Source organism: Burkholderia arboris (assembly GCF_902499125.1).
GTDB classification, from domain to species: domain Bacteria; phylum Pseudomonadota; class Gammaproteobacteria; order Burkholderiales; family Burkholderiaceae; genus Burkholderia; species Burkholderia arboris.
Map to the genome: position 1 here is coordinate 250,288 of NZ_CABVPX010000006.1, position 13,743 is coordinate 264,030.

Consider the following 13,743-nt stretch of genomic DNA (forward strand, 5'->3'; position numbering starts at 1 on the left):
CCAATTAGTCTTTTGAATATCGCAATATCAATGTTCACTTGCTCAACTATGCAAGCAAAGAAACCGAAGAGCCGCGCGCTGCTCGGGCAGCTCAGCGACATGGATCTCCGCCTGCTGCGGGTCTTCAAGGGCGTCGTGCAGTGCGGCGGGATGGCCGCGGCCGAACTGGAACTGAATATCGGCATCTCGACGATCAGCCGGCACGTGAAGGATCTCGAAACGCGCCTCGGCCTCGTGCTGTGCCGGCGCGGCCGCGCCGGCTTCACGCTGACGCCGGAAGGCCAGACGGTGTACGAGGAAACGCTGCGACTACTCGCGTCGATGGAGGCATTTCGCAGCAGGATCGACGGCATTCACGACAAGATGGGCGGAGAACTGCACATCGCCGTGTTCGACAAGACGGCCACCAACGTGAACGCGCGCCTGGGCGACGCGATCCGCCAGTTCGCCGACGAAGCGCCCGACGTTGCACTGAACCTGCATGTCGCGTCGATCAACGAGGTCGAGCGCGGCATCATCGACGGCAGTTACCAGGTCGGGATCATTCCCGCGCACCGCAACTCGGGCAGCCTCGAGTATGCGGACCTGTTCGACGAACGGATGCTGCTCTACTGCGGCCGCCAGCATCCGCTCTTCGATGCGCCGCACGGCAAGCTCACGTGGACGACGATCCGCAACCACGCGTTCGCCGGGCTCGGCTTCCATTCGCCGAACATGGAGTTGAGCCATCGCGCGAAGCTCACGCGCAGCGCGACCGCGTCGGACCAGGAATCGATCGCGACGCTGATCCTGTCGGGCCGCTATCTCGGCTTCCTGCCCGACCATTACGCGGAAAGTTTCGAAAACAAGGGGCTGATGCAGCCGATCGCGCCGCAGCGGTTCAATTACCGGTGCCGGTTCGTGAGCCTGCTGCGGCGCTCGCCGCGGCCGTCGCGGGCCGCGCTGCTGTTCCAGTCTTGTCTCGAAGCCGCGCATGCGGCGGCGCGGCCGGCGGCGTAGACGATTCACGCGACGAATCGGGCTCCCGGCCCTTCGCTGTACGCCATCGCGCGACCGGTCGTCAACGGACTGCGCAGCGCGGCGGCTGCCCCTCGCGGTGCCGTGCCCGGACACCCTGACACCCGGTCACACGCCGTCGAACCGGTCGAGCGCGCCGTCGGCCCGTGCTTGCGCACGGGTGCGCTTCACGAAATGTGTTGCGACGAGCGCCGCGGCGAAACCGGACGCGGCACCGACGCCGAGCGCCCAGCGCGGGCCGAGATGGTTTGCGACCCAGCCCGCGACCGGTGCGCCGATCGGCGTGCCGCCGAGCGCGACCGCGAGGCGCAGCGCCATCACGCGGCCGCGCATCTCCGGTTCGGTGGACAGCTGCATCAGGCTGTTGGTCGAGTTCATGAAGGTGATCGCGGCGATCCCGGTCAGCACGAGCGCGGCCCCGAACAGCCAGTAGCCCGGCGCCAGCGCGGCGAGCGTGCAGCCGAGCCCGAACAGCGCCGCGCCGAACCACAGATGGCGGAAGCGCGGCTGCTCGCGGCGTGCGGCGAGCAGCGCGCCCGACACCGTGCCGACCGCCATCATCGACGACAGCACGCCGAAACCGCGCGCATCGACGTGAAACACGCTGGCCGCCATCGTCGAGATGAACAGCTGGAAATTGAGCCCGAACGTGCCGATCAGGAACAGCATCACGAGGATCGCCTTCAGGTCGTCGCGCCGCCACACGTAGCGGAACCCGTCGAGCAGGCCGCCGCGCGAGCGGCCCGCGCGCAGGTTCGCGCGCAGTTCGTCCTCGCGGAGCAGCAGCAGCGACGCCAGCACCGCGAAGAAGCTGAGCCCGTTGGCGACAAACGCCCAGCCGGTGCCGACCGACGCGATCATGAACCCGGCTGCCGCCGGGCCGATCATCCGCGCAGCGTTGAACGACGTCGAATTGAGCGCGACCGCGTTCGCGAGTTCGCGGTCGCCGACCAGTTCCGCGACGAAGGTCTGCCGCACCGGCGCATCGAACGCCGACGCGCAGCCGAACAGGAACGCGAACACGTACACGTGTTCGAGCTGTGCGACGCCCGCGACGGTCAGCGCGCCGAGTAACAGCGCCAGCACGCCCATCAGCCCCTGCGTCACCATCAACAGCTTGCGCTGGTCGAAGCGGTCGGCCGCGTAGCCGGTCCACGGCAACAGCAGCAACTGCGGCCCGAACTGCAGCGCCATCACCGTGCCGACGGCCGATGCGTCGTGATGCGTGAGCTGCGTGAGAACGAGCCAGTCCTGCGCGGTGCGCTGAACCCAGGTGCCGATGTTCGACACCAGCGAACCGATCGCCCACACGCGATAGTTGAAACTGCGAAGTGAGCGGAACACGCCCGCCGCCGGCACGCTCATGGCCGCTCCCGTTCCCGCTCCGGATCGTTGCCGCCGTGCAGCGCGCCGAAGTGCCGCGCGAGATACAGGCCGAGCACCAGCCCGCCAAGGCCGAGCGGGGCCACGTCGGCAGTGGTTTTCAGGTCGAATGCGCCGACCCGGCAGACCAGCACGTAGCCGATCGCGAGATTCACGAAACCCCACACGACATTCACGACCGACGACGACAGCCCGCGCCCGGGCGGATTCGCGAACGGCGTCTGGAACGGCTCGCCGCGCAGCCCGCTGACGAGATGCGGCACGACGTTCGCGAGGAATGCGCCGCCGAAGAAGTACGACACGAGGTGCAGGAGGTTCATGTTCGGGATGCCCTTTCGTCGAGCGGATCGATACGGTTCACGAGCGCGCCGGGTCCTGGAATTCGGCGAGCCGCTGCAGCAGCTTCACGGCCGATGCCAGCTCGGCCTGCTCCGCCGCCGACAGTTGTGCGTGCAGCGCGCGGAACAGCCAGTCGTCCTTGGCCGCGCGATTGGCCTGCAGCACCTTGCGGAAGCCGGGCGTGAGCGCGATCAGCGTCTGCCGGCCGTCGGTCGGATCCGGCGCGCCGCTGACGGCGCCGAGCGCCTCGAGTGTCGCGACCGTCACGCGCATCGACTGCGGGCGGACGCTTTCGGCGCGTGCGAGCGCCGACACGGTTGCCGGACCGTCGCGGTCGAGCCGCAACAGCACCGATTTCTGCGAAGACGTGATGTCGTTCGGGTGGGTCTGCTCCCGCATGCGTCGCATCAGCTTGCCGACCGAGATGCGGAGTTCGCCGGCGAGACCGGCCAAGGGGAGCGTTTCGGCGGGGGGCGATCGCGTGTTCATGGCGCCACGATAGCATATCGACAGTTTAACTGTACAGTTTGACTGCACATTTCAGACTGTAAGGATCATGCCGCCGGCTGTGCCCGCGCCGATGCGAACCGGCGCGCTCGGCCGCGCGATCCGGCTCTGCGATAATGCGGGCTCCCCATTTCCGCTCCGCCTTCCGCCATGACGCAGCCGTCCGCCCCGCTCTCCACCGACCTGCCGCCGATCTCGTGCCTGCCCGGCGATGCGCTGCCGTGGCTGCCGATGAGCGCCGATCTGCCGGGGCTCGCGATCAAGTACCTGCACATCAATGCGGCCGAGGACACGCTCACCGCGCTGCTGAAGATGCCGGCCGGCGGCACGCTGCCGCGCCACCGTCACGACGGCGAGGTGTTCGTCCATACGCTGCAGGGGGCGTGGCGCTACCGGGAATACGACTGGATCGCGCACGCCGGCTCGACGGTGCTCGAACCGGCCGGCTCGGTGCATACGCCGGAAACGCTCGGCGCGCCGGGCGAGGACGTGATCACGCTGAACGTGATGCGCGGCGATCTCGTGCTGCTCGACGATGAGGGTCGCGAAACGGCGCGCGAGAACTGCCGCGTCGCGCTGCTGCGCCAGCGCCAGCATGCGCGGACGGCGCCGGACGCCGCCGCGCCGTTCGTCACGCGGTAACGCAGGCGTCTGCGTCGCGTCACGACCCGCGTGGCGCCGGCGCTTCCCGTGGTGCGGATGACGGCCGATGCGCTGCGCCGGCCGCCCCGCGCATCACCGAAAGCGCCGAAAAAAACGCCGAATATCGCTGGCCAGCAGGTCCGGCTCTTCCACTGCCGCGAAATGGCCGCCGGCCGGCATGTCGCTCCATTGCGCGACGTCGAACACGCGTTCGAGCCAGCTGCGCGGCGGGCGGCTGATTTCCTTCGGAAAGCGCGCGAACGCGACGGGTACCGCCATGCGTTGCCCGGCCGCGAAGCGTATCGGCTGCAGCCGGTTCTCCCAATACATCTGCATTGACGAACCGATGCAGCCGGTGAACCAGTAGAGCGAGATTCCGGTCAGCAGCGTGTCGAACGAAAACCGCCGTGCAACATCGCCGTCGCAATCGCTCCACGCGCGGAATTTCTCGGCGATCCATGCGGCCAGCCCGGCCGGCGAATCGTTGAGCGCGACGGCCAGCGTCTGCGGCTTCGTCGTGTGCACATGTGCGTATCCGCCTTCCAGCGCGGCCCACTCGCCGCGCTGCGTCACGAAGGCCCGTTCGTCCTCGGTCAGCGGCAACGCCGCGTCGGCCGGCGGCTCGAAACTACCGGGCAGGTAATTCAGGTGGATGCCGTCCACCCGGTCGGCATGTCGCACACCGAGCGCGATCGACACGCCTGCGCCGAGATCGCCGCCTTGCGCGCCGAAGCGTCGATAGCCGAGGCCGGACATCAACGCCGCCCAGCAGTCGGCAACCTGAAGCGCCGACATGCCCGGGGCTGCCGGCGCGGGCGAAAACAGGAAGCCGGGCAATGACGGCACGACGACGTCGAACGCGTCGCCAGGATCGCCGCCGAATGCCGCGGGATCGCACAGGCGATCGATCAGCGCGTCGAATTCGAACACGGAGCCCGGCCAGCCGTGCGTGATGACAAGCGGATAAGGGTTCGGTCCCGCCCCGCGCCGATGGATGAAATGCACGCGCTGCCCGCCTGCATCCGCGACGAACTGCGGCAGCCGGTTCAGCGCACGCTCCACTGCACGCCAGTCGAATCGCTCGGCCCAGTACGCAACCAGTTCGCGCAGCCATGCGCCGTCCACCCCCTGCTGCCACGGCTCAGCGGGTGTCAGCGTCGGCGGGCGACGGTCGCGCAAGCGCCGGCGCAGGTCGTCTAGCGCGTGATCGGGTATCGCAATGTCGAACGGCGTGGCGTGCATGGTGTCTCCTCGGGAAGCATGCCGGGGATTCTGCTCGATTTTTCCGACCTGCGCTGGCGTCCCGCACCGGCGGGCGTCAGCCCGTTTCCCGCTCGTCCACCCGCGCGTCGCGTCGCATCGCCTGCGGCGGCACGCCGAATCCGCGCACGAACGCCTCGCGCATGTGCCGGCGATCGCGAAAACCGTTCTCCTTCGCGATCACGTCGAGCGGATGGCGGCTCTGTTCGATCATCAACCGCGCCGATTCGAGCCGCAGCCGTTCGATCGCCTTCGCGGGCGACTGTCCCGTTTCCAACGTGAACACCCGGCTGAACTGGCGCGGACTCAGATGGACGGCCTCGGCCAGATCCTCGACGGTCAGCGCGCGACCGAGGTTCTGCCGCGCGTAGTTCAGCGCGTTCTGGATCCGGTCGGATTTCGGCGCGAGATCGAGCATTTCGGAATGCTGCGACTGGCCGCCGGCGCGGCGCTGGTGCATCACGAGCTTGTGCGCGACCGAGCGCGCGGCATCGGCGCCGAGATCCTTTTCCACCATGGCGAGCGCGAGGTCGAGGCCGGCCGTCATTCCGGCCGAGGTCCAGATCGGGCCGTCGACGATGTAGATCCGGTCCTCCTCGACGCGAATCTCCGGGTAATGCCGCTGCATGTCGCGGCCATACGCCCAGTGCGTGGTCGCGCGGCGCTGCGCGAGCAGCCCGGCCTCGGCCAGCACGAACGCGCCCGTGCAGATCCCGGCGATCCGCCGCGCGCGCGCATTCGCACGGCGCAGGTACGCGACGACGCCGGGCGGCGCCGGCGCGGCGAACGGATCGTTGACGCCCGCGACAATCCACGTATCGACGTCGATCCGCCCGCGCAGCGCACGCGTGGCAACCGACAGCCCGAGCGACGAGCGCACGTCGCCGCCTTCGACGGAATAATTGTCGATCGCGTAGAACGGCTCGTTCATGCCCATGTTCGCGTACTCGAACACCGATTGCGCGGCGAGCGCCATGATCTGGAAGCCGTCGCTGATCAGAAAGCCGATTCGGTGCATGTGCATTCTCCGGTTCCGGGTCGGTCGGCCCGATGTCCTGAATCATACCCATCTACGTCATTTGTGTCGCAACGGTTCGAGACCAGAATGCCTTCACGCCATCCGGCCATTCCCACCGAAACGGAGCACATCATGACGCAAGCACATCGCGGTACCGCCCTCATTACCGGCGCATCGTCGGGCATCGGCGCCGTCTACGCGGACCGCCTCGCGCGCCGCGGCTACGACCTGATCCTGGTCGCGCGCAACCGCGACCGGCTGAGCGCGCTCGCCGAGCGCATCACGAACGACACGCAGCGCAGTGTCGAGATCGTCGACGCGGACCTCAATGACCGTGCGGCGCTCGCTGCCGTCGAAGCGAAACTGAAGCAGGACGCGAGCATCACGCTGCTCGTGAACAACGCGGGCATCGGCACGCACGCGCCGCTGCTCGACAGCGACGTCGACGCGATGACGCGGATGATCGACCTGAACGTGACCGCACTCACGCGCCTGACCTACGCGGCCGTACCCGGCTTCGTCGCCCGCGGCCGCGGCGCCGTGATCAACATTTCGTCGATCGTCGCGATCTCGCCGGAAACGCTGAACGGCGTGTACGGCGGCAGCAAGGCGTTCGTGCTCGCGTTCAGCCAGTCGCTGCATCACGAACTCGCCGGCAAGGGCGTGCAGGTGCAAGCGGTGCTGCCCGGCGCGACGGCCACCGATTTCTGGCAGACGGGCGGCCTGCCGCTCGAACACCTGCCGAAGGAAATCGTGATGACCGCGCAGGACATGGTCGATGCCGCGCTGGTCGGCTTCGATCGCGGCGAACTCGTGACGATCCCGCCGTTGCATGCGGGCCACGAATGGGATGTCTACGAGGCCGCACGCCGCACGATGGTGCCGCACCTGTCGGCCGATACGCCCGCGCCGCGCTACGCGACGACGCATTGACGCCGCCCCCCCGATCCGATCAGACACTGGGAGCACGCGTCATGACCACGGCACTGGAAGAAAAGAATACGGCCCTCGTTCTCGAAGCGCTGGATACGCTGTTCAACCGGAAGGACTACGATCGCGCCGCGCAATTCTGGGCCGACGATTACATCCAGCACAGCCGGCACGTGCCGGCCGGGCGCGACGGCTTGTTCGGCCTGGTCGCGTCGATGCCCGGCCTGCGTTTCGAATACGACCGCGTGGCCGCCAACGGCGACTTCGTCTGGGTGCATAGCCGCTACACGCATGCGGCCAGCGCGGTTGCGCTGATCGCGGTGGACATCCTGCGGGTCGAGAACGGCAGGCTCGTCGAGCACTGGGACGTACTGCAGGACGAAGCGGCGCGCGACGAATCGGCCGGCGGATATCCGATGTTCGGCGACACGTTTCCGGCCCGGCGCTGACAGCGCCGGTCGCGCGCAAACGATGCGGGCGGCGAGCTGCCGCCCGCACCCCTCAGATTCGCTCCCGACCGGCGCCAATGCGCGATGCCGCAAGCCGATTCCGCTTCGCTTGCCACGCATTCCGCACAACAGTAAGCTCTGCGATTGCAGTCCCCAGGCAGTCACATTCGATCGGCACTCGTCCGATCACGAGCGCAATCGTTCATTGCGGAATTCGACCATGCGGCTCCGTATGTTCATCACCGGGGCCGGCGACGCGCCGGCCGCCGCGCGCGACGCCGACAGCCAGCCGGCCCTTCCGCCGTTGCCCGAACTGGAAACCGTCTGCCGCGTCGCGCGTGCGCACTTCGGCGCGTCCGGCGCGTTCGTCGCGCATGCCGAAGCCGGCATGCCACGCGTGCTGGCGGCCGATGGAACGTTGCCCGCCCCGCTTCCTGCCGATCTTTTTCCACCGCACATCGAACCGCATTCGTCTACGGAAAGACGGCACGCCGTACACATTCCGCAACGGGACGACGGGATGCCTTGCGCACCGCGGATCGTCGCGGCCTGCGAACTGGCCGCCCCCGACGGCCTGTCGCCCGGCACGCTGCTGCTGGGCATCGTCAACGACACCCGCCTGACGCTCGACGCCGCGCAATCCGCGCTGCTGCGCGACCTCGCCGGGCTCGCCGGACATGCGCTCGCCCGCGCGTTCGCGGAAACCGCGATGCGCGAACGGCTCGCCGTCGTCGAGGAGCACAGCACGCTGACGACGCTCGCACTGACCGAAAGCGGCACCGGCGTGTGGGACCGCAACGTCGCAACCGGCGAGATTCATTACTCGCCGGCGTGGAAGGCGATGCTCGGCTATGCGCCGCACGAACTGAGCAACCGGATCGAGGAGGCGTACGAACGGCTGCATCCGGACGACGTCGACGACGTGAAAGCCACGATGCTCGCGCACTTCGAGAGCCGGACCGACAGCTACGAGGTCGAGCACCGCATCCGCTGCAAGGACGGCAGCTACAAATGGATCCGCAGCCGCGGCAAGGTAATCGCCCGTGACGGCTACGGCCGGGCCTTGCGCATGGTCGGCACGACCACCGACGTCACCGCGCTGCGCGAGCTCGCCGAGCGACTGCGCGATTCGGCCGCGCTCGTCACCGACCTCACCAACCAGGTTCCCGGGCTCGTGTTCCAGTTGCGGCAGACGGCTGGCGGACACCGCTTCTTTTCCTACGCCAGCGCGGGAGCGGGCGACATCTACGAACTGACGCCCGGGCAGCTGGCCCGCAACGCGGAAGCGGTCGAGACGCGCATTCATCCGGCCGACCTGGTCGCCTATCGGCAGTCGCTGCACGAATCGTCGGTGCAACTGACGCCGTGGCGGCTCGAATATCGCGTGCTGCTGCCTGGCCAGGGCTTGCGCTGGCGCGAAGGCGATGCGCGCCCGCAGCGCATGGCGGACGGCGGCACCGTGTGGCACGGCTTCATCACCGATGCAACCGAGCGCAAGCACATCGAAGCCGAGCTACACCGGATGGCGACGACCGACCACCTGACGCAGTTGTCGAACCGCCATGCGTTCATGCGGCAAAGCGAAGCCGCGCTGTACGACATGCGCGCGACCGGCCTGCCTGCCGCCGTGCTGATGCTCGACCTCGATCACTTCAAGGCGCTGAACGACCGCTGGGGACATCCGCTCGGCGACCGCGCACTCCGGCACTTTGCGCGGCTGCTGCTCGCGGAAACGGCGCCGGGCTGCGTCGTCGGCCGGGTCGGCGGCGAGGAGTTCGCGATCGTGCTGCCGCGGTCCGATCTCGAGACGGCGCTCGCCTTTGCGCGGCGCGTGCAGCAGCGTGCGATGCAGGCGCGGCTCATGCACGAGGATCAGCAGGTCGAGCTGACCGTGAGTATCGGCATCGATGCGATGCGCGCGTCGGACTTCGGCGCGTACCAGTCGCTGTCGCGCGCCGACAAGGCGCTCTATCTCGCGAAGGAGCGCGGCCGCAACCGGATCGAGGTCTATCGCGGGTAGCCGTGTCGCGCGCCTTCGCCGCGAACGGCACGACGGCAACGCGCCGCCGCCCGCGCGCCGAACCTGCCCGTCAATGCGGTGCGTCCGCTCGCGCGCCCGTGTCGTCGCGCGGCACGCCCAGCAGCATCGCGGCCGCGCATGCGGCCAGCAACGCCGCGATCATCAGCATCGCCGGATCCATGCTGCCGGTGCGCGTCCGGATCAGCCCGACGAGCCAGGGCGTGATCATCCCGCTCGACACGCCGATGCTGCTGATCAGCGCGATCCCGCCCGCTGCGCCGGCGCCCGAGAAATACGCGGACGGCACGGCCCAGAACACCGGATGCGCGGCGAAGATCAGCATCGCCGCGATCGACAGCAGCGCCATCATCGCGACGATGCTCGGCAGGTGCAGCGTCAGCAGCGCAAGCGCCACCGCGCCGCCGACCGCGCACGCGGCGAAGTGCCGGCGCCGTTCGCGCTTGCGGTCCGAGCGCCGCGCGATTGCGATCAGGCCGGCCGCGCCGATCGCGTTCGGCACGACCGACAGCAGGCTGATCTGCACGACGTCGTGGATGCCGAATTCGCGGATCATCAGCGGCATCCAGAACAGCAGCATCAGCAGCGCGGTCGTCAGCGAGAAATAGATGAACGCGAACAGGTACGTGCGCGGTTCGGCCAGCACCTGCCGCAGCGAACGCGGCGCCTGCGTGCCCGTGCCGGCGTGGTCGGCGGCCAGGTCGGCCGCGAGCTGCCGGCGATCGGCGTCGGACAGCCAGTGCGCGTGCTCGGGACGATCGCACAGCCAGAACCACGCGATCACGCCGAGCAGGATCGCGGGCGCGCCCTCGATCGCGAACATCCATTGCCAGCCGTGCAGCCCCATCACGCCGGACATCCCGCGCATGAGCCAGCCCGACAGCAGGCCGCCGACCATCCCGGCCACCGCGACGCCCGCATAGAAGATCGACAGCACCGACGCGCGCCGCCGCGCCGGATACCAGTAGGTCAGGTAGAACACCACGCCCGGAAAGAACCCGGCCTCGAACAGCCCGAGCAGGAAACGCAGCACGTAAAAGTGCTTCGCGCTGTCGACGGTGATCATCGCGACCGACACCGCGCCCCACAGGAACATGATCCGCGCGAACGTGCGGCGCGCACCGAAGCGGCGCAGCAGCGCGTTGCTCGGCACCTCGAACAGCACGTAGCCGACAAAGAACAGCACCGCGCCGAGGCTGTACATCGCATCGGTCAGTCCGAGGTCCTGCCGCATCTGCAACTGCGCGAAACCGATGTTGCTGCGATCGAGGATCGACACGATGTAGCAGATGAACAGGAACGGCACGATCCGCCGGCCGATACGACGGTACAGCGCATCGTCGCCGGTCGCGTCCGTGGAACCGGCACCGGACGCAACGGCCGGTGCGGCGTGCGCTTGAAGAGGGGCTGACATCGATCGTCTCCTCGATGGATTCGGATGCGGACGGACATGAAGCGCCGGTTGCCGCGGCCCGCGCGCAGCGACCGGCCGCGGTTCGCTCAGCCCCGCTGTGCGGCCTCGCCCTTCACGCCGAGCATCAGCGCCGCGCCGCTGGCCACCAGCAGCGCGGCCAGCAGGTACACGGCGAGATCCATGCTGCCGGTGCGCGTGCGGATCATCCCGATGACCCACGGGCTGACGATCCCGCTCGTGATCCCGATGCTGCTGATCAGCGCGATCCCCGCCGCGGCCGCGTTGCCCGACAGGTAACGGGTCGGGACCGACCAGAAGATCGGCAGCGCGGCGAAGATCAGCGTCGCCGCGATCGACAGGCACGCGAGCATCGCCGCGAAGCTGTGCAGGTGCAGCGTCAGCGCCGCGAGCGCGAGGCCGCCGCCGATCGTGCAGCACGCGAAGTGCTTGCGGCGCTCGCCGGTGCGGTCCGAGCGGCGCGCGATCAGCACCAGCCCGACCGCGCCGACCGCGTTCGGCACGACCGTGTAGAGGCTCACCGCGACGACGTCGGTCACGCCGAAGTCGCGGATCATCAGCGGCATCCAGAAGTTGAGCGTCAGCGACGCGCAGGTCAGCGAGAAATAGATGAACGCGAACAGGTACACGCGCGGATTCGCGAGCGCGGCCATCACGCTGCGCCCGTCGTGCGCGCTGCCGTGCCCGCGGCCTTCGGCGCACAGCGCCGCGACGCGCGCCTTTTCATCGGACGTGAGCCACGCGGCGTCCTGCGGCCGGTCGACGAGGAACGTGAACGCGGCGAACGCGAGCAGGATCGCCGGCGCGCCTTCGATCGCGAACATCCATTGCCAGCCGTGCAGCCCGAGCACGCCGCTCATGTCGCGCATGATCCAGCCCGACATCAGGCCGCCGAGCACGCCGGCCACCGCGACGCCCGCGAAGAACACCGAGATCGCCGCCGCGCGCCGGTTCGCCGGGAACCAGTAGGTCAGGTACAGCACGATGCCGGGAAAGAAGCCGGCCTCGAACACGCCGAGCAGGAAGCGCAGCACGTAGAAATGCGACGGCTGCGACACGAACATCATCCCGGTGGACGCGATGCCCCACAGCAGCATGATCCGCGTGAACGTCCGGCGCGCGCCGAAGCGGGCGAGCAGCATGTTGCTCGGTACTTCGCAGAACACGTAGCCGACGTAGAACACCGCCGCGCCGAGACCGTACATCGCATCGCTGAAGCCGAGGTCGTGCTTCATCTGCAGCTGCGCGAAGCCGATGTTGATGCGGTCGAGAAACGACACGACGTAACAGAGGAACAGGAACGGGACGATCCGCCACGCGATCTTGCGGAACAGCTGCGCGTCGCTGGATTCGGATGCGGATGCGGATACGGAAGTCGGCGCCGAAGCACCCGCGTGCGCGAGCGTCGCTTCGGCGGGAAGCGATTGGGGCATGTCTCTCTCCAAACGGGCCGCGCGATGTCGAGCGCGCAGCAGTCTCCGAGGGCGTGCATGCGCCCTGCTTTCTTGTGAGACCGGATACGGCTGCCGGCACCGCGGCGCTCTGCCGCCACGGATGCCGCAGCCTTCAGGGAAACGGCGGCGCGTTCAGGTGAACGCCCCGCCGCCGTGTGCCGCTCAGTCCTGCAGCGCGGCCCACATGTCCTTGTCGCGCTGCGCGGTCCAGATGCGCGGATGCGCGATGCCGCTCGCCTCGTCGAAGGCGCGCGACACGTCGAACGGCAAACAGTGCTCGTAGATGAACACGTGGCCGAACTTCGGGTCCATCGCTTCGCGCGTGAGCGCCATCGCCGCCTTCAGGTCGAGATTGCGCTCGACGGCCTTGCGGCCCTGTGCGAGCAGCGTCGTGACGAAATCCTTCGTGTAGTCGAGGCCCTTGTCGACCTCGGCCGGGTTCAGCAGCGCGGGGCCGCGGCCGGGCACGAGCTTCTCGGCGCCGAGCGCGCGCAGCGCCTCGAGCGTGGCCGGCCACTGTTCGAGCTGCGCGTCGCCGCAATAGCACGCGGCGTCGTATTCGACGAGGTCGCCCGAGAACAGCACCTTTTGCGACGGCAGCCAGACGATCGTGTCGCCCTTCGTGTGGCCCGAGCCGACGTGCATGATCTTCACTTCGAGCTTGCCGAGGAACAGCGTGATCTCGCGCTCGAACACGAGCGTCGGCCAGGTCAGCCCCGGCACCGTCTCGACACCGGCGAACAGGCGCGGGAAGCGTTCGATCTCCGACTTCATGTCGGCCTCGCCGCGCTCGACGATCATCTCGTACGTGCCGCGGCTCGCGATCACCTGCTGCGCGCCTTCGTCGAAATACGCGGATGCGCCGAGCACGCGCACCGCGTGGTAATGCGACAGCACCACGTGCTTGATCGGCTTGTCGGTCACGCTGCGGATCTTCGCGATCAGGTCCTGCGCCATCGCGGGCGTCGCGGTCGTGTCGACGATCAGCACGCTGTCGTCGCCGATGATCACGCCCGAGTTCGGGTCGCCTTCGGCGGTATACGCGTATGCGTTCTCGGACAGCTTCGTCCAGGTGACTTTCTTCTCTTCCAGATCGGCTTGGGAGGCGAATGCTTTGGCCATGTTGCGTTCCGTGGCTGCGAGCCATGTGTTGAGGGGAGTGAGCGGATCATCTGCCCGCACCGAATATTTGTCAATGGCAAATACGCTTGCTATTGTTTAATGCGGGTAAACCTGCGGGCTGGCGCGGTAAATGGCGTCGGATACCATGCGGG

Annotated in this window: 13 protein-coding genes; 5 read left to right on the forward strand and 8 right to left on the reverse strand. The window is 68.1% G+C overall.

Annotated elements, in window-relative coordinates; all coding sequences use genetic code 11:
* The first annotated feature begins 48 nt into the window (after nucleotides 1–48).
* Nucleotides 49–999, forward strand: a complete 951-nt coding sequence (locus BLA15945_RS10235; RefSeq protein WP_059240659.1) for a LysR family transcriptional regulator — start codon at nucleotides 49–51, stop codon at nucleotides 997–999.
* Between the two features lie 126 nt (nucleotides 1,000–1,125).
* Here the strand turns inward: BLA15945_RS10235 and BLA15945_RS10240 are convergent, their stop codons facing one another.
* Genes BLA15945_RS10240 through BLA15945_RS10250 form a run of 3 tightly spaced genes read right to left on the reverse strand, consistent with a single transcriptional unit; the run spans nucleotide 1,126 to nucleotide 3,228 of the window.
* Nucleotides 1,126–2,382 (reverse strand): MFS transporter, encoded by a 1,257-nt coding sequence (locus tag BLA15945_RS10240; RefSeq protein WP_059240660.1) that lies wholly within the window; start codon nucleotides 2,380–2,382, stop codon nucleotides 1,126–1,128.
* Nucleotides 2,379–2,720 (reverse strand): hypothetical protein, encoded by a 342-nt coding sequence (locus tag BLA15945_RS10245; protein ID WP_174992236.1) that lies wholly within the window; start codon nucleotides 2,718–2,720, stop codon nucleotides 2,379–2,381. Before BLA15945_RS10245 ends, BLA15945_RS10240 begins: the two co-directional genes overlap by 4 nt.
* Nucleotides 2,721–2,757: 37 nt before the next feature.
* The gene (locus BLA15945_RS10250; RefSeq protein ID WP_174992237.1) at nucleotides 2,758–3,228 is read right to left on the reverse strand and encodes a MarR family winged helix-turn-helix transcriptional regulator; all 471 of its coding nucleotides are present in this window, start codon (nucleotides 3,226–3,228) and stop codon (nucleotides 2,758–2,760) included.
* Nucleotides 3,229–3,396: 168 nt separating this feature from the next.
* Here BLA15945_RS10250 and BLA15945_RS10255 point away from each other — a divergent pair, with 168 nt between their 5' ends.
* Nucleotides 3,397–3,888 (forward strand): 2,4'-dihydroxyacetophenone dioxygenase family protein, encoded by a 492-nt coding sequence (locus BLA15945_RS10255; protein ID WP_174992238.1) that lies wholly within the window; start codon nucleotides 3,397–3,399, stop codon nucleotides 3,886–3,888.
* A gap of 93 nt (nucleotides 3,889–3,981) precedes the next feature.
* Here the strand turns inward: BLA15945_RS10255 and BLA15945_RS10260 are convergent, their stop codons facing one another.
* Nucleotides 3,982–5,130, reverse strand: a complete 1,149-nt coding sequence (locus BLA15945_RS10260; protein ID WP_059240664.1) for an epoxide hydrolase family protein — start codon at nucleotides 5,128–5,130, stop codon at nucleotides 3,982–3,984.
* A gap of 76 nt (nucleotides 5,131–5,206) precedes the next feature.
* Entirely contained in the window at nucleotides 5,207–6,166 is a 960-nt protein-coding gene (locus BLA15945_RS10265) for a GlxA family transcriptional regulator (RefSeq protein WP_059241000.1), read from the reverse strand.
* A 132-nt stretch (nucleotides 6,167–6,298) separates the two neighbouring features.
* Here BLA15945_RS10265 and BLA15945_RS10270 point away from each other — a divergent pair, with 132 nt between their 5' ends.
* The 3 genes from BLA15945_RS10270 to BLA15945_RS10280 all read left to right on the forward strand — a co-directional run bounded on the left by BLA15945_RS10270 (nucleotide 6,299) and on the right by BLA15945_RS10280 (nucleotide 9,565).
* Nucleotides 6,299–7,099 (forward strand): SDR family NAD(P)-dependent oxidoreductase, encoded by an 801-nt coding sequence (locus tag BLA15945_RS10270; RefSeq protein ID WP_174992239.1) that lies wholly within the window; start codon nucleotides 6,299–6,301, stop codon nucleotides 7,097–7,099.
* A gap of 41 nt (nucleotides 7,100–7,140) precedes the next feature.
* Nucleotides 7,141–7,545, forward strand: a complete 405-nt coding sequence (locus tag BLA15945_RS10275; RefSeq protein WP_059240666.1) for a nuclear transport factor 2 family protein — start codon at nucleotides 7,141–7,143, stop codon at nucleotides 7,543–7,545.
* A gap of 232 nt (nucleotides 7,546–7,777) precedes the next feature.
* Entirely contained in the window at nucleotides 7,778–9,565 is a 1,788-nt protein-coding gene (locus BLA15945_RS10280) for a sensor domain-containing diguanylate cyclase (RefSeq protein WP_174992264.1), read from the forward strand.
* A 70-nt stretch (nucleotides 9,566–9,635) separates the two neighbouring features.
* Here BLA15945_RS10280 and BLA15945_RS10285 read toward each other — a convergent pair whose 3' ends face one another.
* The 3 genes from BLA15945_RS10285 to BLA15945_RS10295 form a co-directional block, all read right to left on the reverse strand.
* Complete coding sequence (locus BLA15945_RS10285) at nucleotides 9,636–10,997, reverse strand: MFS transporter (protein ID WP_174992240.1); 1,362 nt, start codon at nucleotides 10,995–10,997, stop codon at nucleotides 9,636–9,638.
* Nucleotides 10,998–11,083: 86 nt separating this feature from the next.
* Nucleotides 11,084–12,448 carry an MFS transporter gene (locus tag BLA15945_RS10290; RefSeq protein ID WP_174992241.1) on the reverse strand — a complete coding sequence of 455 codons (1,365 nt, stop codon included), beginning with the start codon at nucleotides 12,446–12,448 and terminating at the stop codon, nucleotides 11,084–11,086.
* 183 nt (nucleotides 12,449–12,631) lie between these two features.
* Nucleotides 12,632–13,591, reverse strand: coding sequence for an MBL fold metallo-hydrolase (locus BLA15945_RS10295; RefSeq protein WP_174992242.1), 960 nt, complete (start codon nucleotides 13,589–13,591; stop codon nucleotides 12,632–12,634).
* Between the last annotated feature and the right edge of the window lie 152 nt (nucleotides 13,592–13,743).

Excerpts from the sequence above, each read along its gene's own strand:
- BLA15945_RS10270 (WP_174992239.1), top strand. The coding sequence starts at position 6,299 with ATGACGCAAGCACATCGCGGTACCGCCCTCATTACCGGCGCATCGTCG.
- BLA15945_RS10290 (WP_174992241.1), bottom strand. The coding sequence starts at position 12,448 with ATGCCCCAATCGCTTCCCGCCGAAGCGACGCTCGCGCACGCGGGTGCT.
- BLA15945_RS10235 (WP_059240659.1), top strand. The coding sequence starts at position 49 with ATGCAAGCAAAGAAACCGAAGAGCCGCGCGCTGCTCGGGCAGCTCAGC.
- BLA15945_RS10275 (WP_059240666.1), top strand. The coding sequence starts at position 7,141 with ATGACCACGGCACTGGAAGAAAAGAATACGGCCCTCGTTCTCGAAGCG.
- BLA15945_RS10255 (WP_174992238.1), top strand. The coding sequence starts at position 3,397 with ATGACGCAGCCGTCCGCCCCGCTCTCCACCGACCTGCCGCCGATCTCG.
- BLA15945_RS10285 (WP_174992240.1), bottom strand. The coding sequence starts at position 10,997 with ATGTCAGCCCCTCTTCAAGCGCACGCCGCACCGGCCGTTGCGTCCGGT.
- BLA15945_RS10245 (WP_174992236.1), bottom strand. The coding sequence starts at position 2,720 with ATGAACCTCCTGCACCTCGTGTCGTACTTCTTCGGCGGCGCATTCCTC.
- BLA15945_RS10250 (WP_174992237.1), bottom strand. The coding sequence starts at position 3,228 with ATGAACACGCGATCGCCCCCCGCCGAAACGCTCCCCTTGGCCGGTCTC.
- BLA15945_RS10280 (WP_174992264.1), top strand. The coding sequence starts at position 7,778 with ATGTTCATCACCGGGGCCGGCGACGCGCCGGCCGCCGCGCGCGACGCC.
- BLA15945_RS10240 (WP_059240660.1), bottom strand. The coding sequence starts at position 2,382 with ATGAGCGTGCCGGCGGCGGGCGTGTTCCGCTCACTTCGCAGTTTCAAC.
- BLA15945_RS10265 (WP_059241000.1), bottom strand. The coding sequence starts at position 6,166 with ATGCACCGAATCGGCTTTCTGATCAGCGACGGCTTCCAGATCATGGCG.
- BLA15945_RS10295 (WP_174992242.1), bottom strand. The coding sequence starts at position 13,591 with ATGGCCAAAGCATTCGCCTCCCAAGCCGATCTGGAAGAGAAGAAAGTC.
- BLA15945_RS10260 (WP_059240664.1), bottom strand. The coding sequence starts at position 5,130 with ATGCACGCCACGCCGTTCGACATTGCGATACCCGATCACGCGCTAGAC.